The 20,174-nt window shown below is 55.0% G+C and carries 23 protein-coding genes; 14 read left to right on the top strand and 9 right to left on the bottom strand.

All coding sequences use genetic code 11. The annotated features are described in order from the left end of the window. Positions 1-62: 62 nt before the first annotated feature. Both rpmF and ACP8MI_RS03425 read right to left on the bottom strand, forming a co-directional pair. Entirely contained in the window at positions 63-236 is a 174-nt protein-coding gene (gene rpmF, locus ACP8MI_RS03430) for a 50S ribosomal protein L32 (protein WP_018121217.1), read from the bottom strand. Between the two features lie 16 nt (positions 237-252). Continuing rightward, on the bottom strand, positions 253-519 hold the full coding sequence (locus ACP8MI_RS03425) for a type B 50S ribosomal protein L31 (RefSeq protein WP_018121216.1): 267 nt from the start codon (positions 517-519) through the stop codon (positions 253-255). Between the two features lie 369 nt (positions 520-888). Here ACP8MI_RS03425 and rpmB point away from each other — a divergent pair, with 369 nt between their 5' ends. From rpmB to ACP8MI_RS03390, 7 genes are all read left to right on the top strand, one after another. Then, positions 889-1,125, top strand: coding sequence for a 50S ribosomal protein L28 (gene rpmB, locus ACP8MI_RS03420; protein ID WP_018121215.1), 237 nt, complete (start codon positions 889-891; stop codon positions 1,123-1,125). A gap of 2 nt (positions 1,126-1,127) precedes the next feature. Further along, entirely contained in the window at positions 1,128-1,292 is a 165-nt protein-coding gene (gene rpmG, locus ACP8MI_RS03415; RefSeq protein WP_018121214.1) for a 50S ribosomal protein L33, read from the top strand. Between the two features lie 2 nt (positions 1,293-1,294). Further along, positions 1,295-1,600 carry a 30S ribosomal protein S14 gene (gene rpsN / locus ACP8MI_RS03410; protein WP_018121213.1) on the top strand — a complete coding sequence of 102 codons (306 nt, stop codon included), beginning with the start codon at positions 1,295-1,297 and terminating at the stop codon, positions 1,598-1,600. A gap of 15 nt (positions 1,601-1,615) precedes the next feature. Next, positions 1,616-1,870, top strand: a complete 255-nt coding sequence (gene rpsR, locus ACP8MI_RS03405; RefSeq protein WP_018121212.1) for a 30S ribosomal protein S18 — start codon at positions 1,616-1,618, stop codon at positions 1,868-1,870. A 223-nt stretch (positions 1,871-2,093) separates the two neighbouring features. Continuing rightward, positions 2,094-2,762: a TetR/AcrR family transcriptional regulator gene (locus ACP8MI_RS03400; protein WP_239211797.1), complete on the top strand. Its 669-nt coding sequence runs from the start codon at positions 2,094-2,096 to the stop codon at positions 2,760-2,762. 105 nt (positions 2,763-2,867) lie between these two features. Continuing rightward, complete coding sequence (locus ACP8MI_RS03395) at positions 2,868-3,686, top strand: electron transfer flavoprotein subunit beta/FixA family protein (RefSeq protein ID WP_239211798.1); 819 nt, start codon at positions 2,868-2,870, stop codon at positions 3,684-3,686. Positions 3,687-3,696: 10 nt separating this feature from the next. Next, the gene (locus ACP8MI_RS03390; protein WP_239211799.1) at positions 3,697-4,668 is read left to right on the top strand and encodes an electron transfer flavoprotein subunit alpha/FixB family protein; all 972 of its coding nucleotides are present in this window, start codon (positions 3,697-3,699) and stop codon (positions 4,666-4,668) included. Positions 4,669-4,876: 208 nt separating this feature from the next. Here ACP8MI_RS03390 and ACP8MI_RS03385 read toward each other — a convergent pair whose 3' ends face one another. Further along, positions 4,877-5,029 (bottom strand): hypothetical protein, encoded by a 153-nt coding sequence (locus ACP8MI_RS03385; protein ID WP_249606424.1) that lies wholly within the window; start codon positions 5,027-5,029, stop codon positions 4,877-4,879. A gap of 272 nt (positions 5,030-5,301) precedes the next feature. Between ACP8MI_RS03385 and ACP8MI_RS03380 the strand changes: the two genes are divergently transcribed. Together ACP8MI_RS03380 and ACP8MI_RS03375 are read left to right on the top strand one after the other, a co-directional pair. Beyond that, positions 5,302-6,234: a cytochrome b/b6 domain-containing protein gene (locus ACP8MI_RS03380; protein ID WP_126844409.1), complete on the top strand. Its 933-nt coding sequence runs from the start codon at positions 5,302-5,304 to the stop codon at positions 6,232-6,234. 10 nt (positions 6,235-6,244) lie between these two features. Then, positions 6,245-7,246 (top strand): serine aminopeptidase domain-containing protein, encoded by a 1,002-nt coding sequence (locus tag ACP8MI_RS03375; RefSeq protein ID WP_238635846.1) that lies wholly within the window; start codon positions 6,245-6,247, stop codon positions 7,244-7,246. Positions 7,247-7,283: 37 nt separating this feature from the next. Here ACP8MI_RS03375 and ACP8MI_RS03370 read toward each other — a convergent pair whose 3' ends face one another. From ACP8MI_RS03370 to ACP8MI_RS03350, 5 genes are all read right to left on the bottom strand, one after another. Then, positions 7,284-8,144: an HpcH/HpaI aldolase/citrate lyase family protein gene (locus ACP8MI_RS03370; RefSeq protein ID WP_049150515.1), complete on the bottom strand. Its 861-nt coding sequence runs from the start codon at positions 8,142-8,144 to the stop codon at positions 7,284-7,286. 78 nt (positions 8,145-8,222) lie between these two features. After that, positions 8,223-8,822 carry a TetR/AcrR family transcriptional regulator gene (locus ACP8MI_RS03365; RefSeq protein WP_018121204.1) on the bottom strand — a complete coding sequence of 200 codons (600 nt, stop codon included), beginning with the start codon at positions 8,820-8,822 and terminating at the stop codon, positions 8,223-8,225. Beyond that, positions 8,822-10,411 carry a bifunctional phosphoribosylaminoimidazolecarboxamide formyltransferase/IMP cyclohydrolase gene (purH, locus tag ACP8MI_RS03360; protein ID WP_018121203.1) on the bottom strand — a complete coding sequence of 530 codons (1,590 nt, stop codon included), beginning with the start codon at positions 10,409-10,411 and terminating at the stop codon, positions 8,822-8,824. The genes ACP8MI_RS03365 and purH overlap by 1 nt, the downstream gene beginning before the upstream one ends. Continuing rightward, positions 10,404-10,988, bottom strand: coding sequence for a phosphoribosylglycinamide formyltransferase (gene purN, locus ACP8MI_RS03355; RefSeq protein WP_239211800.1), 585 nt, complete (start codon positions 10,986-10,988; stop codon positions 10,404-10,406). Before purN ends, purH begins: the two co-directional genes overlap by 8 nt. Positions 10,989-10,999: 11 nt before the next feature. Next, on the bottom strand, positions 11,000-12,682 hold the full coding sequence (locus ACP8MI_RS03350; RefSeq protein WP_126844407.1) for a cell division protein PerM: 1,683 nt from the start codon (positions 12,680-12,682) through the stop codon (positions 11,000-11,002). Between the two features lie 363 nt (positions 12,683-13,045). Between ACP8MI_RS03350 and ACP8MI_RS03345 the strand changes: the two genes are divergently transcribed. Both ACP8MI_RS03345 and ACP8MI_RS03340 read left to right on the top strand, forming a co-directional pair. Next, entirely contained in the window at positions 13,046-13,804 is a 759-nt protein-coding gene (locus tag ACP8MI_RS03345) for a M23 family metallopeptidase (RefSeq protein ID WP_018121200.1), read from the top strand. Positions 13,805-14,276: 472 nt separating this feature from the next. After that, a complete protein-coding gene (locus tag ACP8MI_RS03340) occupies positions 14,277-15,056 on the top strand; it encodes a M23 family metallopeptidase (protein WP_018121199.1) in 780 nt (259 codons plus the stop codon). A 66-nt stretch (positions 15,057-15,122) separates the two neighbouring features. Here the strand turns inward: ACP8MI_RS03340 and ACP8MI_RS03335 are convergent, their stop codons facing one another. Further along, entirely contained in the window at positions 15,123-17,774 is a 2,652-nt protein-coding gene (locus ACP8MI_RS03335) for a UvrD-helicase domain-containing protein (protein WP_284589916.1), read from the bottom strand. A 96-nt stretch (positions 17,775-17,870) separates the two neighbouring features. Between ACP8MI_RS03335 and ACP8MI_RS03330 the strand changes: the two genes are divergently transcribed. The 3 genes from ACP8MI_RS03330 (at position 17,871) to ACP8MI_RS03320 (ending at position 20,173) form a co-directional block, all read left to right on the top strand. Then, on the top strand, positions 17,871-18,185 hold the full coding sequence (locus ACP8MI_RS03330) for a chorismate mutase (RefSeq protein ID WP_018121197.1): 315 nt from the start codon (positions 17,871-17,873) through the stop codon (positions 18,183-18,185). A 286-nt stretch (positions 18,186-18,471) separates the two neighbouring features. Beyond that, positions 18,472-19,017 (top strand): OsmC family protein, encoded by a 546-nt coding sequence (locus ACP8MI_RS03325; protein WP_018121196.1) that lies wholly within the window; start codon positions 18,472-18,474, stop codon positions 19,015-19,017. Positions 19,018-19,117: 100 nt separating this feature from the next. Next, positions 19,118-20,173 (top strand): acyl-CoA dehydrogenase family protein, encoded by a 1,056-nt coding sequence (locus tag ACP8MI_RS03320; protein WP_490290708.1) that lies wholly within the window; start codon positions 19,118-19,120, stop codon positions 20,171-20,173. Position 20,174: the final 1 nt, after the last annotated feature.

Raw genomic sequence — 20,174 nt, 5'->3', positions numbered from 1 at the left:
CCGCCACAAGAGAATCTCCTGTAGCGGCTAAAACTTATCTCACGATATCCCGAACTCTGTCTTTAGAATTCTTCGACGTCTACGAGACCAAGCTGCGCGGCCTTCACCAGACGACGCGGAATGCGGACGGTCTGACCGTCGATCTTGACTTCCTGAAGGGCGACATTGTCAGCCTTCCACTGGGAACGACGCATGCGGGTGTTCGCACGGGACTTCTTAAACTTAGGAACTGCCATGTTCTTCTACCCTCCTTTATGAGTTCTTCTTGCGACGACGAGCCATGGCGCCGAAACGGTTCTGGAAACGCTCCACACGACCCGCGGTGTCCATGACGCGCTGAGCACCAGTCCAGAACGGGTGAGATTCAGAGGTAACGTCCACAACGATCAGTGGATACTCTTTACCCTCATACTCTGTTGTGCGGTCAGACTTCGCGGTTGAACGAGTCAAAAATTGTGTGCCGGTACCGGCGTCCTGGAAGACCACTGGGTGGTAATCCGGGTGAATATCTTTTTTCATCTCTCGATTCCCTAAGGTTTGTAACTGGGCCGGTTCTTCAATCCAGACCTACCCCGCGCAACTGCACGTACTCTCGTGTCTTGCGCAGTAAATCTTTCGAAGATCGCACCCAGGTTGGGTTCGACAATGGACAACTCTAGTTATCCTACAGATCAAAGCTAATTTTAGAAAACCGCCCGCTACACTTGGTTTTTCTTCTTCTAGGGTGTAACGTTTTTGAGTGCTGTTGTCGAAATGTTCGCAAACGCCCCGTCAACTGGTCATATGCAACACTTCGGGTCCTTTACCCTCACACCCTCACTTTTAAAGGACCTCACCGAGTGTTGTCGCAATCAGTCACGATGTGGGCGGCTAGGAGAAAGATTACCCATGTCGGCTATTTGCCAGGTAACGGGACGCAAGCCAGAATTTGGCAAGCAAGTCTCGCACTCGCACCGCCGCACGTCGCGCCGTTGGAACCCCAATGTGCAGCGTCGGCGTTACTTCCTGCCTTCTGAAGGCCGGACCATCACGTTGACCGTGTCCACCAAAGGAATCAAGATCATCGACCGCGATGGCATTGAATCCGTAGTCGCGAAAATCCGCGCACGGGGAGAGAAGGTATAACGATGGCCCGTAATGACATTCGTCCAATCACCAAGCTGAAGTCCACTGCAGGCACTGGTTACACCTACGTGACCCGCAAAAACAAGCGCAACAACCCGGATCGCATCAGCTTGAAGAAATACGATCCGATTGCCCGTAAGCACGTCGAATTCCGCGAGGAGCGATAGAAATGGCTAAAAAGTCAAAGATCGCCAAGAATGAGCAGCGCAAGGAAATCGTTGCCCGCTATGCGGAGCGTCGCGCTGAACTCAAGGCAATCATCAAAGACCAGACCAAGTCCGAAGAAGAGCGCCTGGATGCCCAGTTCGAACTGAACCGGCAGCCACGCGACGCTTCCCCGGTGCGTGTTCGCAACCGCGACTCCCACGACGGTCGCCCTCGCGGCTACCTGCGTAAGTTCGGTTTGTCCCGTGTCCGTATGCGTCAGATGGCCCACAACGGTGAGCTTCCTGGCGTTCGTAAGTCCAGCTGGTAAAGGGAGGACACCACCATGGCTTCGAAGCGCAATAACCAAAAGAAGTTCCGCATGGAACAGTCCCGTCGCCCAAAGAAGAATCCTTTGAAGGCACGTGGCATCACTCAGGTGGATTACAAGGATACTGAAACCTTGCGCCTGTTCATCTCGGATCGTCACAAGATTCGTTCCCGTCGCGTCACCGGCTTGAACCCGCAGCAGCAGCGTCAGGTTGCTACTGCCATCAAGAACGCACGCGAGATGGCACTCCTGCCGTTCACCACCCGCTAAAGACGGGCTAGAACAAGGCAACAACAGCAGCCATCAGCATTTCACCCCGGTTTATCCATTGTCTTTGGATGGACCGGGGTTTTGTGTATCGCTATGCCATCGACCGTCTTTTGTTGTTGTGTACTCTTGAGGGGTATTGCCTAGCAATATTTTTGAGACCATAAGAGACGAATATTTTAGCAAGCACGCTCTCGGACAGAGTGAAGGTTAAGGGAGGTCATCTATGACGGGGACTGTCGGCCGTCCACGCAAAAACCGTCCACGTCGACGGGGCGCAAACGCACGCGAGGAGATTTTGGACGCGTCCGCAGAGCTGTTTACCACGCAGGGTTTTGCGATGACCTCCACGCACCAGATTGCTGACGCTGTCGGAATCCGGCAGGCATCGTTGTATTACCACTTCCCGTCTAAGGCAGAAATTTTCCTTACCCTGCTGAATTCGACTATTGAGCCTTCCCTAAAACTGGCGCAATTCCTGTCCACATCTGATAACCCCGTGGAGCTTCGCTTGTGGGCTCTGGTCGCTGCTGAATCTCGATTGCTGCTTTCCGGACGCTGGAATGTTGGGCGCCTGTATCAGTTGCCGGTGGCAAATTCTCCTGAGTTCGACGATTACCACCGTCGTAAGGCGCGCTTGGCGGAGTATTTCCGGCAATCAGCCGCAGAAATTGTTGGTGCCGACGATCTTCGTGTTGATCTCCCTTTCCACTTAGCTCTCTCCACCATCGAGATGCGCCCTAACGACGGCGTCGCTCCCCAGCCATTGCGTGAGGACAGCTTGCCAGAAGCGGCAGTCATGCTTGCCGACGCAGCCATGGCAGTCATCGGCGCCCCCCTGCCGGAGGATCGCGAGCAGCGGACTCTGGATCTTCTTATTCCGATCCACAAGTAACTACACCAACACTGCGGGCGTTTTTGCACAACGGGTGGTTGCGCTCAATGGAACTATGCCATCTAAGCTTCTAATAGCCCCGAAAGATTGCTGAAAGGATCATCTATGCGCATCGCAGTCCTTGTGAAAGAAGTCCCCGATACGAATAAACAGCAGGAGCTCAGTTTAGAAACCGGCCTTCTCAAGCGACGGGATGGCGAAGGCGGGGCCAATATGGTGCTCGACGAAATTAGCGAGCGTGCTGTAGAAGCAGCACTCCGCCTAAGAGAGCATGACGCCGGCAGCCTTGCTGGGGAGATTACTATCGAGGTTATCTCTATGGCTCCCGAGGCCGCACTGGCATCTATTCGGCGCGCGTTATCGATGGGGGCCGATGAAGCAGTTCATATTCACGATGACAAGCTGCTAGGCGCGGACTTAACAGTGACCGCGGAAGTTTTAGCTGCAGCATTACGCCAACGAGACTACGACCTCATCATCACTGGCACGCACTCTTCCGACGGCGCTTCCGGTGCCTTACCAGCCATGCTCGCAGAACACCTCGATGTGGTCCTTTTAAGTCATTTAACATCGCTTAGCCTCGAGCCATCCGAATCCGGCAGCACCACCATTACGGCGTCGCGCAACACAGCGTATGCGGCTCAATCCTTAAAAGCATCATGCCCAGCGGTGGTATCAATCTCTGAGGTATTCCCAGATCCTCGTTTTCCTAATTTCAAGGCCATCATGGCGGGGAAGAAAAAGCCGGTGACTACTTTCAGCCTCGAAGAACTAGGTGTCGACGCAGAAGATTTTTCTCGCCCACGTGCGATTATGACGGCTGTGCAGCAAGCTCCAGCGCGCGAGGCTGGCACCAAGATTAATGACGAGGGCGACGCTGCGGAAAAGATCGTCGAATACCTCGAGAGCAATAAGCTTATTTAGGAGTACTCCCATGACCTACCCTGACAACTGCGTCCTTGTCGTCTGCGAATTAGCTGCCGATGGTGGGCTCCCGGAGACAATTTCTGAATTGTGCGGGGCAGCAAGTGCTATTGGAACTCCAGTAGTACTTCTTATTGCGCCAGGTGAAGTTGCAGAGACCACCACTAATACAATTGCCCAGGCCGGCGCTGAACATATTGCGATAGCCGTGCAAGATTATAGCCAGCTCGGTTCGGCAGTTGCCGCTGTAGAAGAAGCGATTTCGGAATTTTCTCCAGTCGCAACTCTGTTTATTGCAGATGCAGACGGCACCGATCTCGCTGGACGCACTGCCGTCCGTTTGCAACGCGCTTTGCTATCCAACGTCACGGGTATCGATCGTGACGACGAAGGCATCATTGCTTATCACTCAGTCCTTGGCGATACATATGACGTCACTTCCGCAGCAACCTTTAATTCTCCAATCGTTACCCTGCGTCGTAACGCAGTCGGGCAACGCGCCAAACCTGGTGCAGGACATAAAACAGAACTACAGGCAGCCGCGTTGTCACCCGCGGCGATTATCACTGAGTCCACCGCACTACCGCAGACTTCCGGGCGCTCTGCTTTGCCCAACGCAAAAGTTGTCGTCACCGGCGGCCGTGGTTTTAGCTCCACGGAAGAGTTTCAGGCCGTAGAAGATCTTGCCGACGCCCTCGGTGGTGCCGTTGGTGCTACGCGGGCTGCTGTCGATGCTGGCTATGCGGATCCTGCGGCTCAAATCGGGCACAACGGTGTTTCCGTCCAGCCTGATGTCTACTTCGCACTTGCACTTTCCGGCGCCATCCAGCATGTGTCTGGTATGAAGTCATCCAAACACATCATTGCCATTAACAAGGACGAAGATGCACCAATCTTCGATCTTGCTGATTTCGGTGTCGTCGGCGATGTCGTCGAAATCCTCCCTAAGCTTACGAGCTTGCTTGCACAGCGAAAGGGTTAAGCAATGAGTTCTACGCAGGTTCTCCGTCGCGGACTTCCGCGAACACCGGGTGGCGAGCCATGGCCGCCAGCAAGCGTTGCTGGTCCCGCTCACAATGAGGCGGTCCCGGCATCGACAGAGTTCACGCTTCGCCGTGGTCTGCCGCGTATGAGCGGTGGTGAGCCATGGCCGCCAGTAACCAAGATTGCTGCTCACCAGGTCGCAGACTCTACATCAGGTATTCATTCAGCGTCCGGTGCTGTGCCAACACACGGCGCACCCGCACACAGCGGTGCAACAAGCACGGCATCGTCACACGTTGTGTTGCGGCAAGGCTTACCGCGAACCCCTGGTGGTAGCCCTTGGCCTCCAGTTTCCGCATGTGAAATCAACGGTGGGACACAAACTCCTGAGTCTGCAGCACCCTCCACCGGCTCCGTAGAATCCTCCGTGAGCAGTGAACCAGCACGGCCTACTGCACCTACTCAACATGCTGAGTCTACTGACACAGCTGAACCTACTGACACCACTAAACCTACTGACACGGCTGTGCCTGCTCGCCCTGCCGGAAACACCGGATCGGCTGAAACTGGAAGTCCTGAACCAGTTTCTGCAACTTCGAGAAAACACAGAGAGCAATCGAAGACAGATTCTGTGCTCAACCGCGAATGCGGCCCATTCAGTCTGAAGCAATGGCTTGGCGGTGGCTTGATTGCACTTGGCGGCATCATCGCGCTCGCTGCACTCATCGTTGTCAGTGCGCGGTGGTTCTTACACACTGAGGCCGGAGCAGAATTCATAGCAAACTACGACGGACACCCTGAACTCCCGGCAGGTACCCCAGTCGGGTTCCCTGCGTGGCTTTCGTGGCAGCATTTCCTGAATTTCTTCTTCATGGCCTTGATCGTCAAGACGGGGCTGTCGATCCGCTACGAGCGCAAAGCACCGGCGTATTGGGCACCGAAGAGGAAATCTGCACAGAAGATCAGCCTGACTATCTGGACGCACCTGGTTTTTGATCTGCTGTGGGTCATCAACGGCGTGATCTTTTTCGTCTTGCTCTTTGCCACCGGGCAGTGGGCGCGCATCATTCCTACCAGTCTGGATGTATTTCCGCATGCGGCTTCTGCTGCTGTGCAGTACGCATCATTGGATTGGCCAACCGAAAACGGTTGGGTGCACTACAACGGTTTACAGCTGCTGTTGTATTTTTTCACCGTATTCGTGGTGGCTCCGCTCGCCATTGCCACAGGTTTACGCATGTCTACCCTCTGGCCGCAATCGCAGGCTTTCAGCAGCATCTACCCCATCAGCATCGCCCGCAAGATCCATATGCCAATCGCGGTGTATTTCATCGTCTTTACCGTAATTCACGTGCTCATGGTCTTTGCGACGGGCGCGCTGCGAAACCTCAACCATATGTGGGCTGCACAAGGCGATCCCGATCCTGCGGTCTACGCCGGAAATTGGTCCGGTTTTGTTTTCTTCGTCATCGGATTGGCAGTCACGTTCGCAGCGGTCGTCTTTGCCCGACCAATGGTGCTAGCACCGCTCGCACGTATATTCGGCAACGTCACTGCCCGTTAGGAGATGTCCTATGCCTAGTTCTCAGCCGACGAGTCCACAACCTCATTCACCACGGCTGCTCGAAGTAACCATGCCTGATAACTCCACTTCACAAGTCCGGATCTTCGAGCCGAAATACCACTGTGCGCAAAATGACCACTACAAAAGTGACGGTAATGCGCCTGCCGGACAGGACAGTGTTGCTGTCCAGTCCAGTAATAGAACCAGTAAATCCACCGCAAACGATTCCGCCAAGCCGTTGGTGATAATTTGGCCTGGTTTCGGGATGGGAGCTCGTTATTTCGACCCCATGGGTCGAGAGCTTGCCACGCGAGGTTTTCTCGTCGCCAGCGGAGAATTACGTGGGCAAGGAACCTCGACGGCACAAGCCACACGTGCGCACACGTGGGGTTATCACCATTTAGCTTCGCAGGATTATCCTTTGACCATCAAATCCGTCAAAGAAGACCTCGGACTCGCTGTTGACCATCCCACGGTCTTTCTTTGCCATTCCCTCAGCGGTCAAATCGCCCCTCTGTTTTTCACTCGCGAAGAAGCCACAAAGCTCAACGTACAAGGATTTTTCGGGGTTGGCGCGGGAAGCCCCTACTATCCTGGCTATTCTGGTTCCATCAGACGCAAACTTCGCATCGGTACCGTGATCATCAAAGCCATCGTGTCGGCGATTGGTTACCAACCAGCAGGCATATTGGATCTCACTGGTTACGGACGTCAAGCAAAACACATCATGCTGGAATGGGGAAAATATTCCCACACCAACCAGCAGCGTAATTTGCTTGGCGAGGATCGAGACTACGAAGATGCCAAGCACAATCTTACGATTCCGTTTGTTCTCACTCGCTTCGACAACGACACAGATTGCACACGAGGCGCCGCCGAAAACCTCGCTGCTGGTATGCCCAACGCCGATATCTATATCGAGGAATACCCCGAACAACTTGGCCACAATCGGTGGGCACGTCAACCAGAAATTATTGCTCACCGCTTCGAAAAATTTGTCAGTGAACTATAGCTACGGCCATGAGGAATAGTAAAGCGGTATATTAGCTCTACCGCCGGTCAGGATTGTCCCGTGATTCCAGAGCAAGCATGCGCCGTGCCTGGTGCACTAGAGGTGCATCGATCATGGAGCCTTGATAACTGAATGCTCCACTATTTTCTTTCGCTGCCGACACTACGCCGCGGGCCCAGGAAAGTTCTTCTTCTGTCGGGGCGAACGCTTTTCTAATCGCCGCAACCTGTCGTGGGTGGATACAGCATTTTCCAGCGAATCCGGCAGCCGCCACTTCACGTGCTTCACGCTCGACTAATTCTAGGTCAGAAATATCTGCATTGATGGAATCAAGGCAACCAATACCAGCGGCACCGGCTGCGAATAACACGGACATCCGGGCGAATTGTGCTGGGGCACGATAATCTCCCGATTCATTGCGAGATTCACGCCCACCTAATCCGGCTGTGAGATCTTCCGCTCCCCAAAATAACCCCACGACTTTCGGATGCAACGCTATCGATTCTGCTGCCAATACTCCCCGTGGGGTTTCAATCAGTGCGATCACCACAGCATCAGCAATCTCCTCCACGACGGCGTCAATATCCGCAGGAGATTCAGTCTTCGGAAGCATAATGGTACGAAATGAAGTCTGTTTTATCGCCGCTAAATCCGCCGCGCTATGTTCACTTCCGGTGGAGTTAATACGGATAACCGTGCTATCCATTGGAAGATCGGCCCGCACGATGTTTTCCCGAGCTGCAGTTCGATGCTCTTCTTGGCAACCATCTTCTAAATCCAGAATCACGACATCTGCAGCTGCGTGAGCTTTGTCGAATCGTTCCGGACGATCAGCTGGCGCGAAAAGCCAGGCGGGGCCAGCTGTGGGAAATCCTGTTTCGAAACTAGTCGCTTTCATGGGTGCGAGAATACACGGCGTTGAAAACGGGATGACGCCGACTAAACTAATCCCGCTGCCCCACGCTTAGCACCACTCCTAGGCGTCGGCAAGCATTGCTGCCACCGCCATGGGAGTGCCCTGTTCACGGATTAATTCGCCACCCGCCCAGTGGTAGACGTGGCGAGAAGAATTAATCATTCCCGCAGCCAGCTGCACCCGCAGTCGCGCACGTTCATAATCCAGATCTGGCCGACAACGTTGCAGCACCTCTACCCACATGTGCAGATAGGTCATTTGCAATGATTTCACGCGGGAAAGGTCTTCGTCGACCAGATTACGAATCTCTCGCTCTTGTACTCGGATGAGATCCGGCTCGGTGGCAGCGATCTGAGTTTGGGCTGCTACCAAACCTGCCAACACCACCCGGGGATCGGCATCCTCGCCATGTTCATACATAACCTCACGGCCGCGGGCCACCAAGCGCGATGAAATATCGATCAACAATTGCGCCAGCATGTCATCTTTGCTGGAAAAATACCGATACACCCCGGGCCCGGAAATACCGACGGCAGCACCAACATCCGCCAGGCGGGTCTGGTGAAAACCACGTTCGGCAATAATGCGCGCCGCCTCACGAAACAATGCTGTGCGACGGCGCTCTTTCGCCTGCGAACGTGCCGTAGAACTCGGTGCCACTAGTGGAAGAAGTGCCGAGTTCCAGTGAAATACAACGCCACGCCAGCTTTCTCCGCAGCGTCGATAACTTCTTCATCGCGGATGGAGCCACCCGGCGAGACGACGGCCTTCACGCCAGCATCGAGCAACACTTCCAGCCCGTCGGCAAACGGGAAGAAAGCATCCGAGGCAGCAACTGCACCGTTGGCACGCTGCTCGTCGTCGGCAAGCGTATTCGCACGTTCCACAGCCAATCGCGCAGAATCAACGCGGTTGACCTGGCCCATACCCACGCCGACGGTAGCGGAACCACGGGAAAGCACAATGGCATTCGACTTCACGGATCGCACCGCCCGCCACGCGAACTCGAGATCCGCAAGTACTTCCTCGCTCACAGGTTCGCCTGCGGCCAACTTCCAATTCGCAGCTTGATCGCCCTCTGCCTGGTAACGATCTGGCTCTTGGAAGAGCACGCCACCAGAAATCACCGTGGTATCCCACGAGCCAGAATCGTCCATCAGCTGCGCGTCGTCGACCTGCAGAATGCGAATGTTCTTTTTGCCCTGCAAAATCTCCACCGCACCGTCTTCGTACTCCGGTGCCAGGATGACCTCCGTAAACACCTCTGCTACTTGCTTGGCCATGTCGACGCTGACTGGGTGGTTCGTAGCAATCACACCACCGAACGCTGATACCGGGTCACACGCATGCGCATTACGATGTGCCTCCGCGATCGAATCATCCGACACTGCAATGCCGCAGGGGTTCGCGTGCTTAATGATCGCCACGCAGGGACGCTGATGATCATGCGCAGCACGCCAGGCAGCTTCAGCATCCTGGTAGTTATTGAAGCTCATTTCCTTGCCGTGTAACTGTTGCGCATTCGCGACGCCACCGGCTCCCGGAATACGTTCCAGGTACGCAGCCTGGTGCGGGTTTTCTCCATAACGCAACTGGGTAGCAGGAACATCCTTGGCCAAGCTGGATTCGGACTCGCCTTCAGCATCCGCCACGAGTTCTGCGAACATCCAGGAAGACACCGCCGTGTCATATTTCGAAGTGTGGGTAAATGCCTCCAACGCCAGCTGTCGACGCTCTGCAAGGCTAAACCCGTCACCTGCCACTGCTTGTGCGACTGCGCCGTAGTTAGCTGGGTCGACAACGACGGCAACGGAATTATGGTTTTTAGCTGCAGCGCGGACCATAGCTGGCCCACCGATATCAATCTTTTCGATGCATTCGTCAACACCCGCACCAGAAGCCACAGTCTCTTCGAATGGGTACAAGTTCACGACTACTAAGTCGAAAGCCGCGATATTCAGCTCATCAAGCTGATCACGGTGTTCTTGCTTGGTCCTATCCGCCAGGATTCCCCCGTGCACGCGTGGGTGCAGAGTTTTCACCCGCCCGTCGAAGCATTCTGGAAATTCGGTGACTTCTTCCACCGGGGTGACCGCGACCCCAGAGTTAGCAATCGCTTTTGCTGTAGAGCCAGTAGAAACAATCTCTACACCGGCATCAGCCAAGCTTCGAGCCAGCTCTTCCAAAGCGGTCTTGTCATAGACGCTGATCAGTGCGCGTTTAATTGTGGTGTGTTCTGAATTAGTCATGGTGAAAAATTACCTTCCTCGAAGTCTGCTCAATCTTGGCCGAACGCAGCAGCGCGACCAATAATTCGCGTTCTACTTGTTTAATCCGCTCGTGCAACTCATCTTCGCTGTCATCTGCGCGAATGTCTACAGCTTGTTGCGCGATAATCGGGCCCGTGTCGACGCCTTCGTCGACATAATGCACCGTCGAGCCGGTAACTTTCACGCCATAATCCAACGCGTCGCGCACCGCATGAGCACCGGGAAACGACGGCAATAAAGCCGGGTGCGTATTAATCAGGCGACCACTGAATTTCTGTACGAAACTCGGGCCCAAAATTTTCATAAACCCGGCCGAGACAATCAAATCGGGCGTGCCGACGGATTCAGCAAGCTGCTCATCCCACTGTGCACGATCATCCAACATCGGCACCACCGCGCTACCGACGCCCGCATTGCGGGCGCGTTCAAGCGCGGGGCAATCACGGTCGGAGACAACTAGTTCAACGGCGTAGTTATCGTCCTGGTTGTCGAGAAGGGCTTGCAATAATGTGCCGCTTCCCGATACCAAGGCAGTCAGTCGCAGAGGTGTATTCACATCTCACTAGACTACTCGGTACGTTTGGCCTCGTCATTTTGGCGATTATTTTCATTCTTGGCGTCTTCGCTAGCAGCCGCAGTTTCACCGAGTTCATCGGCGTCGTCGGCGTCGTCTACGTCGTCGGCTTCACCGCTATCTTCGGTTACATTGGTGTTATCGGCTGCATCGGTCTTATCCATCGAGTCACCATCATTCTCCGAATCATTGGCCGCAAAGTCTGCAGTGTATTCAGAGTATTCGGAATCCTCAGCGTCCTCAGCGTAATCGTATTCAGCGTCCGGAGTCTTCTCGGCTCCTTCGCCCTGCGCGTGTTCAGCAGGCACCGCGTCGTCGGCCAGCATATCCAGTTCTTGTTCGGCGTAGTCGGCTGGATCTTCTTCACTTTCTCCGCGCGCTTGACGACGCTGAAACACCAGCAACATGAGCGTGACGGCCAAAGCGATACCGCCAACCCAAATCAGCGCCAAGCTTGCCGTCCACAACACAGGCAAACCGGTGTCGCTATAGGCGCCAACCTCTCCTCCGGTCAGTAACACTGCGATCGCAACAATTACCCACGTTGCCAGGCCCGCGCTTAAGGTCATCACCGGACTTGGACGCATTCGCAGCATCACCGCAACGATGACTGCCACTGGGATAAATAATCCGATCCAAGCCCAGCTTGCCGACGAAGCCGGTACCACGCCAAGCACCGGAAAAGGCGGCAGTGGCACCAAATGGGTCTCAAATAAGGACACGCTGGCAGCGCCAAATTGGTATTCCGAGCCAAGCAGCACACCACCAACACCGATCACGGCATTCGGAATATACGCCAGAGACAACAGCACCAGGGCGAGTTTTGCGGCAGTTCCAGCTTGCGGGTAAGCAGCCATGATCTCTGCTTGCCGCTCCCAGCCGATGACAAGCAAAATCACTCCAACAACTGCCGCCGCGGCAGACAGCGCGGCAAGTGTTTTCACGCCGACGCCGACACCGTCGATAATCGACAACGGAACGCGGTAGCGCCGCGCAAGTGCCCGCCATGCTTTCGGCCCTAAACCAACCACAAACGCCATCAAGTGCACGAGAAGAACCGAAACCAGCACTGGTCCGATCGGCGGCACCGCCACGGGATACACCGTCTGAGCGTCGGCAAGCATCAATAAGGCAATTACCGTAAGCAGCAACGGCGTGCTTAAGCTCCAGGCGAAAACCATCAACAGATCAATAATGCTGAACCGTTTCCGTACGCTGGCATGCACTTGTCGGGCAGACAATGCGATCGTCAGCAATGCTGGTAATAACGGTACTGCGGCAATCACAACATCCTCGCCAGCCACTGGCGCAGCGTGAAAGACCAACCATGCCGTTGCGATGACCGTGGGCAACACCGCAATGGACGAGGAAGTCATCAGTAACGTCGCAACCGCTACGACGATGATCGACATGATGATCACCGCGTGTGGAATGGCAAGTGTGAGCCCAACTTTGCGGATTCGCTGGCCCATTGTTAGCTGCGCAGCAGCGGGTAGCGCAGTAGAGCTTGCCGACGTCTTCTTCCGACGCTGCGACCGTGTTGCATCACGACGCGTCACACCACGAGAGCGTCGGGCGCTACTCTGTAGCTCTGCATCGTGAGCAGAACCAGCAGTACGAGGGCGTCGTTGTGGACGTCGCGCGGGACGGGAATGCGGGCTCGAATTGCTATTCATCGTGTACTACTTTGCCATGTCCAACGAATAAGACCACCGTGGCGCGTCGAAAATCCCAATGCTATCGATACTCTTATGAAGTCCGATCTGGCAGCGTCCTGGAATTCACACCCAGCCCACAGGCCCCAGAATTTACAGTGGCACCATATTTTACGGTTAATTACACCCATGTAAGGGATAACACAGCTAACGGTGAAAATTTTTCCGAAATTGAGTTGATCGATCAGGGCCGAGACATTATTGTTACATTCGTTAGATAACAGACAGGTTACAATTCAACGCTCGTTTACTGGCCAGCATGCTGATCGGAAAACGATGCACCGAATTAGTCGAGAATTGCTGAAACAGGAACGGAAACTATTGATGCAAAGTTCTTCCATTCGCTCCCGTGGGGGCCGCCACCGCAAGGTTAACGCGTCACAAACCGCTAAGGGACGCATCGCCCTGGTCACGGTGGCAGCGGGAACCGTATCCTCCGCTGGTATCGGTGGCGCCACGGCTGCACAGATCAACGCCGCGGAAGTGACAGAGCAAGACGCAACCGTAGACGCTGGCACCACAGATGTGGACTACACCCTCGCCAACGACGCAGACACCTTCCTCCCAGAGGTCGGTGCAGCTCCGCAAATTCTAGAGATCAACGAATTCCGTCCTGTCGCCAACCTGGCCGAACAGCTCGACAAGGCGGTTGCTCACTCCACGGAACGCATCGCCGAGGACCTGAGTTCCCGCCTGCCAAGCGTCGTCAAGCCAGCCGAAGGCGCCTTCACTTCCGGTTTTGGCCCACGCTGGGGTTCTTTCCACAACGGCATCGACATCGCCAACGCAAACGGCACCCCAATTCTGGCAATCATGGACGGCACGGTTCTGGATTCCGGCCCAGCTTCCGGTTACGGCAACTGGATCCGTATTCAGCACGACGATGGAACCATTTCACTGTACGGCCACATGGAATCATTGGATGTTTCCACCGGGCAGCGCGTGCATGCTGGTCAAAAGATCGCGGGCATGGGCAACCTCGGCTTCTCCACTGGTACACACTTGCACTTCGAAGTACACCCAGGCGGTGGCGGCCCCGTAGACCCAGCTGCATGGCTGGCAGAACGTGGCATCCACGTTTAAGCACGCGTCCTGCACCAGGTATATCCGGGCTCTCTGAAACAAACTAGGAGGCCCCAACTTTTAACCGCTTATCCCGCAACTTGTCTGTATTTGTTCCTGCAGCGGGATAAGCGGTTTTTGCGTGCCATAAACTTTCTGGGCCCCAAGCTCCGCCAGCAATTCAGCATCCACCCCATTGATTCACCCCCATAAATCACCCCTAAAATACGCGCCATAAAATCACATTATTCACACAAGCCACACCAGCAACACGCCGCATGAGCTGGAATCTTTAGCGTTGTCGAGTAAATCAACCCATTAACCAGCGTTTATGGCATTGCTATCACAAATAAATAACGGTAGCTTAAACAATGTTCTGAACACGGCTCTAAATAAGGCTCTAAACAAGCCGAAGCCGGACGGGCAATCCATGGCCGTTCCTGGCAAGAGCCTTTCAGTAGTTGTAAGACTGCACGATTAGACAGGATCTTGTATGAAGCCTTCCCACCGCTTTCGACGGCTCACCCTTGGCGTGAGCGCCGCCGGCCTCGCGGTCGCTGTGAGCCTGCCGGGTTCCACACCAGCAGCCCACGCTGATCCAGCCCTGACCGCAACAGTCAACCCAGGCAGCGCCAAAGACCCCGTCATTAACGGTTATGATCTAGACGCTCTGCTCAAGGTTGCCGAAGGATTGGCATCCACTGTGCAGCAGCTCAACCAAGGTGGATCCCCGAGTCTCCAAAACAGCAGCGATGCCCTGGAGATCATTATTGACCCCCTCACCTCCCCGGAAGCAAAGCCTGCGGAGAAGGCAGCACAAGCTTCCCCATCGACGTCGTACATGACCGCGGAAAGAGGTACGACTGCCGACGGCCGCACCGTGGTCTTTCCTACCGAGGGAATTTTTACCTCACCATTCGGACCGCGCTGGGGCCGGATTCACCAAGGCATCGACATCGGAAATGGTATCGGCACCCCAATTTATTCCATTATGGATGGCACCGTTATCAGCGCCGGCCCGGCACAGGGATACGGCAAATGGGTACGTGTTCAGCACGACAATGGCGAAATCTCCGTATACGGTCACGTGAATTCATACAACGTGAGCGTTGGCCAAAAAGTTACCGCCGGCGAGCAGATCGCCACCATGGGCAACGAAGGCCACTCCACCGGCCCACACCTACACTTTGAGATCCGCCCAGACGGTGCCACCCCGGTAGACCCAGTCCCATGGTTCGCCAAGCAAGGCATCACCGTCCGAGGCGCTAAATAGCGCCCCGAGAGTTTTTCTCAAACTTTAGCGCCCCGGGAGCACTCCTAGAGTCTCGCTAGAGTTTTCCTAAAGTTTTTCCATAGGCGGCGCACCCACCAACATCAAGCGGATCGTTCCTGAAGAACCAAAGTCAATGGTCACGGTTGCCCGCGCACCTTGGCCATCCGCAGAAATCACGGTGCCCAAACCATATTTGGCGTGATTGACCTTGTCTCCAACGGCAAGATCTAATTTCGCGCCACCGGTTTTCTTTTCCGGAATACCGGAACGGTTCCGTTGCGAAGGGGAAGACGCAGCAGAACCACGCATCCGGCGCGAACGGCGTGCGCCGTACGACATTTCCGCCCAAGAATCGTCATCGCCTCCACCAAAGCTAGTGAAGCTAGAACCACCAGTGCCCCATCCAGTGCCCAGGCCTGCGGTGGGTTCTTCGCGTTTCCAGGTGATAACTTCCGACGGGATTTCTGCCAAAAACCGGCTCGCGGGGTTTTCCACCGGGCGGCCCCAAGCAGACCGCATCATTGCCCGGGTCAGATAGAGTTTCTTCCGCGCTCGAGTAATGCCCACATACGCCAGGCGGCGTTCTTCGGATAATTCGTGTGGATCACCAAGTGCACGCATGTGTGGAAATTGTCCGTCTTCCCAACCACTGACAAACACCACCGGAAATTCGAGTCCCTTGGCTGTGTGCAGGGTCATGAGGGTAACGACGCCATGCTCGTGGTCTGGAATCTGATCGGCATCAGCAACCAGGGATACCTTTTCCAGAAATGCGGCCAACGAGCCTGCTGGGGCTGCACCATCGTCCAGCCCATCGTCCAGCCCGTCGCCTGCAGCAGCGGAACCATTGGCAGCATTGATATCTGCTTCGTCTAATCCAGCGGCGTTGGCTGCATCAGAGGAAAATTCGCGCGCTACCGAAACCAACTCGTTCAGGTTGTCCAAACGGGTGCCATCTTGCGGGTCATTGGACGCTTCTAATTCCGCTTTGTAGCCGGTGACATCAAGAATCCGACCAATCAATTCACCGAGGTGCGGCTGGCCAGTGGCTTCATTAGTCATCGCAGGAATTTCTTCCCGCACGGTAGCGAGCATCTCGGCAAAACCACGCAGTGCATTCCGCGCCCGAGCACTGAGGCCAGCAATGTCTCCGTCAGCTGCTGCTTCCAGGGCTTTGCCGAAACTGATGTTGTGGTTTTCCGCGTGCACAGCGAGTTGCCCCTGGGCTTTATCACCAATGCCGCGCTTGGGAACATTGACGATTCGTCGCATGCTGACGGTGTCATCCGGGTTTTCCAATACACGCAGGTAGGCCACAATGTCGCGAATCTCTTTACGCTCGTAGAACTTCGTGCCACCGACCACCTTGTATGGGATACCGGAGCGGATGAAAATATCTTCCAATGCACGCGAGGCGTTATTCGTCCGGTACATCACCGAAATATCGTTGTAGCTATACCCTTGGTCGCTGAGCGTATCGATCTCGGAAGCGATAAACCGCGCCTCATCGTGCTCATTGTCCGCCACATACCCAATAATGTTTTCGCCTGCGCCCTGATCGGTCCACAGCTTTTTCTCTCTCCGCCCCGCATTATTAGTGATCACGGCATTGGCAGCGGTCAAAATATTCTGCGTTGAGCGGTAATTTTGCTCCAACAAAATCGCGCGTGCCTGCGGATAATCGCGTTCAAACTCTTCGATATTGCGGATGGTGGCGCCGCGGAAGGCATAGATCGACTGGTCAGAATCGCCAACCACGCATAACTCTGGGGCGCTCATGCGTTCCGGATTTGACTGCGCACCGCTGTTCTTGCCGACGAGCGCTGCCACCAGCGCGTACTGTGCATGGTTGGTGTCCTGATACTCGTCGATCAGCACGTGACGGAAGCGCCGCCGATAATATTCAGCGACTTGTTCGTGTTCCCGGAAAATCCGCACGACTTCTCCGATGAGATCGTCGAAGTCCACGGCATTCGCTGCCCGCAGACGACGTTGATATTCGGCGTAAACTTCTGCAACCGTAGTGTCGAAGGGATTTTTCGTGGTCGCTGCCGCAGAGGCCGCCGCGGCTGGATCCTGCAATTCATTCTTATGATGTGAGATCGCATTCGCCAGCACCCGGCCGGTAAATTTCTTCAGGTCTAAATTCATTTCCTTGGCGATCATCGACAGCAATCGGTGGGCATCGTCGCCGTCGTAAATGCTGAAATTCGTATTCAAGCCGTCGACAAGATGAGCGTGCTGACGTAAGATCCGCACGCACGTCGAGTGGAAAGTGGCCACCCACATGCGCTCAGCGACAGGGCCAACGAGCTGGCCGACGCGCTCGCGCATTTCTCGCGCAGCCTTATTGGTAAAGGTAATCGCCAAGATTTGGTGGGGTGCTACGCCCCGCTGCTGCATCAAATACGCAATGCGACGAGTCAACACCGCAGTTTTGCCCGAACCTGCGCCCGCAACGATCAACAGCGGGCTTCCAGAATGCTCCACTGCCTGCCGTTGTTGCTCGTTCAGCCCGGCAATAAGGTGCTCAGCCGATTGTGAGCTCGGTCTGGTTCTGTTGACGCCCTGCGATAGCTCGGTATCATGTGGCGGAAAACCACGGGGTTGTCTACCGCCGAATAACGATGGCTCAGGACTATATGCTGCAGGATTGTCTGGTGAATTGCTCTGTGCATCATTAGCTTGCGGGCGAGGCTGAAACGGCGATGAATTCATAATCTTCCAAACTACTATTTCGCCTACTATTTCACCGTTTTGCTGTGTCACCATCTCATTCCATCTTGTAACCGCCACCACAGTAGAATGCCCCGTATGAACCAGATGGACAACGTGGCTTCGAATTTCTCAGTGCGTACTCCGACCGGAACTGATGATCCGCTGTCGGATAAAGAAATTGAGACTTACCGCAAAGAGATCGACAAGATGAACGACATCATCCTCACTGCGGTAAAACGGCGCACTGAGGTGGCCCAGGCGATTGGTAAAACGCGTATGAGCTCCGGTGGCACCCGCTTGGTACACACCCGCGAGGTAGCGATCATCAATTTTTTCCGCGACGAGCTCGGTGCCGACGGCGTAGATATCGCAAATGCGCTGTTACGTTTGGGCCGAGGACATTTAGGGTAATTCACTTGCCCTAGCCCAGAGACACCGTCTGGCAAAGCCCAGAAGCACAGTGTGGCGCATAAAGGAACAGTGATAGGAAATTTTTATTCACCTATTTCGCCACCAATTTTGGGGACGAATCAACTTCCATTTATGCAGTACAACAACCCATTCTCCCACTTCTAACCCATTCCGTTCAGCAGACATAGACCGCTTTGTCTAACACAAGCAGACCAAGAGTGCTACCGTAGCGGTCATTCCACGTGGCAAGCAGGAGCGCCTGCCACAGCAATTCAAGGAGGTTCTCATGTCTGATCTGACTCCAAACCACAAGGCCGGCGAACCACTCGCACCAATCGATGGTGACAACCTGCAGGCAATGGCCAACAAGAACACCGAAAACCCTGAAGGCGGCAAGAAGGTCATCCGCACTCACACCGAGGCAGACGGCCAGTTCCGCAACTACACCCAGGTACGCGATCTGGAACCAACCTTGGTTGCCGAACCACCAAAACTGCTCGGCGATGATTCCGCACCTAACCCCACTGAGATCGCCCAGGCCGGTCTGGCTGCCTGCATCTCCGTCGGAATTCAGGCTATCGCTACCCACCGCAATATCACGTTGACCAAGATCAACATCGATATCGAATCCGATATCGACATCTCCCCAACCTGGGGTGTAAGCCCACGCGAGGACGCCCGCCCGGGTGTTTCCGACGTTCGTGTCAAGGTGGATATCGATGGTGATGCTGAACGCGAGACCCTCGAGAAAGTCGTCGCAGACGCTATCCAGTGGTCCCCAGTGGTCAACACCTACACCCGCCCAGCCAACCTGACCCACGAGCTGGTCTAGCCTCTCAGTCGGTTATCCACCCTGCTTATAGCGATTAGAACCCAGGGCAGCAGCCTAGGAAAAAATAGGCTGCTGCCCTACTGTTAATAAGGCGACTTTCATGACTACCGAAGCAAAAACTATTGAATTAGCTCCCTTGGACATTCCCGAGGATATCCGCACAACACTGCAGGAAAACGCTTCTGCTGTCGACAAAGGCGAAAAGTCAGCACGCTATGGCCTCGAACTTTTGGCTCAGCACGGCCTGCTTAACACCGACGACCTCGTTGCCACCGTTCGCTTGGTACGCGGTTTGGCCCGTGAGGATCTGTCTGTAGCTTTCAGTACCTGGGCAGACCTCATGGTTTTGACTTACTTGAAAGCCGCCGACAGCCAGCACCCACAGCTCATTGAAGCTATTGAAAATGGTACCCGCCCCGGCGTCACGGGCATGGCTTCAGTCTTTAAATATGCTGCCGGTGCCGGGGATCTTGATTTGCAGGCACAAGCAGTTAACGGAGGATATAAAGTATCCGGCAAGTTAAAGTGGGCCTCGAACTTGGCTGATGATTCCATCATTGTCTCTGGCGCACACTCCGATCAGGGCGGGCAGATTTTATTTGTCGTCGACGGCAACGCGGAAGGTCTCACCCTCGGCACCCCATTCAGGCTGTTGGGGCTCAATGCCACCGCTTCTGCATGGGTGGAATTCGACGAAGTCTTCGTTGCAGAAGAAAACATCCTGACTACAAGCTTTCCGGATTATCTGCCGCGGGTGCGCCCTACGTTCTTGCTTCTGCAGACCTCAGAATGCCTCGGGGTTGCAGAATCCGCGATTGCCGCAGCAAGCGGCAAAACGGTGGGCATCAACGAAGTTTTTGCCGATGACGTGGCACAGACCTATGACAAGATCACGGAGCTGATCTCCATCCAGGAATCCATTGCAGAAAAAGCCGCGTCCGGTGAGCAGGTAGCGTTCACGGATCTGCTACGCCTGCGTCTCAACGCGGCGGAAGCTGCCGTTCAGGCCGCCAATCTTGAGATCCGCGTTGCGGGCGGTGCTGGCTATGCACAGTCGTCCCCAGCATCCCGCCGCTACCGTGAAGCGACGTTTATTCCTGTACAGTCGCCTTCCGAAGGTCAGCTGAAATGGCAATTGGCACGCGAGGAAAGCTAAG

This window comes from Corynebacterium sp. LaCa_70 (genome assembly GCF_058182015.1).
Note: the sequence above shows the minus strand (reverse complement) of the source record. Positions and strands in the feature narration are given on the sequence as shown.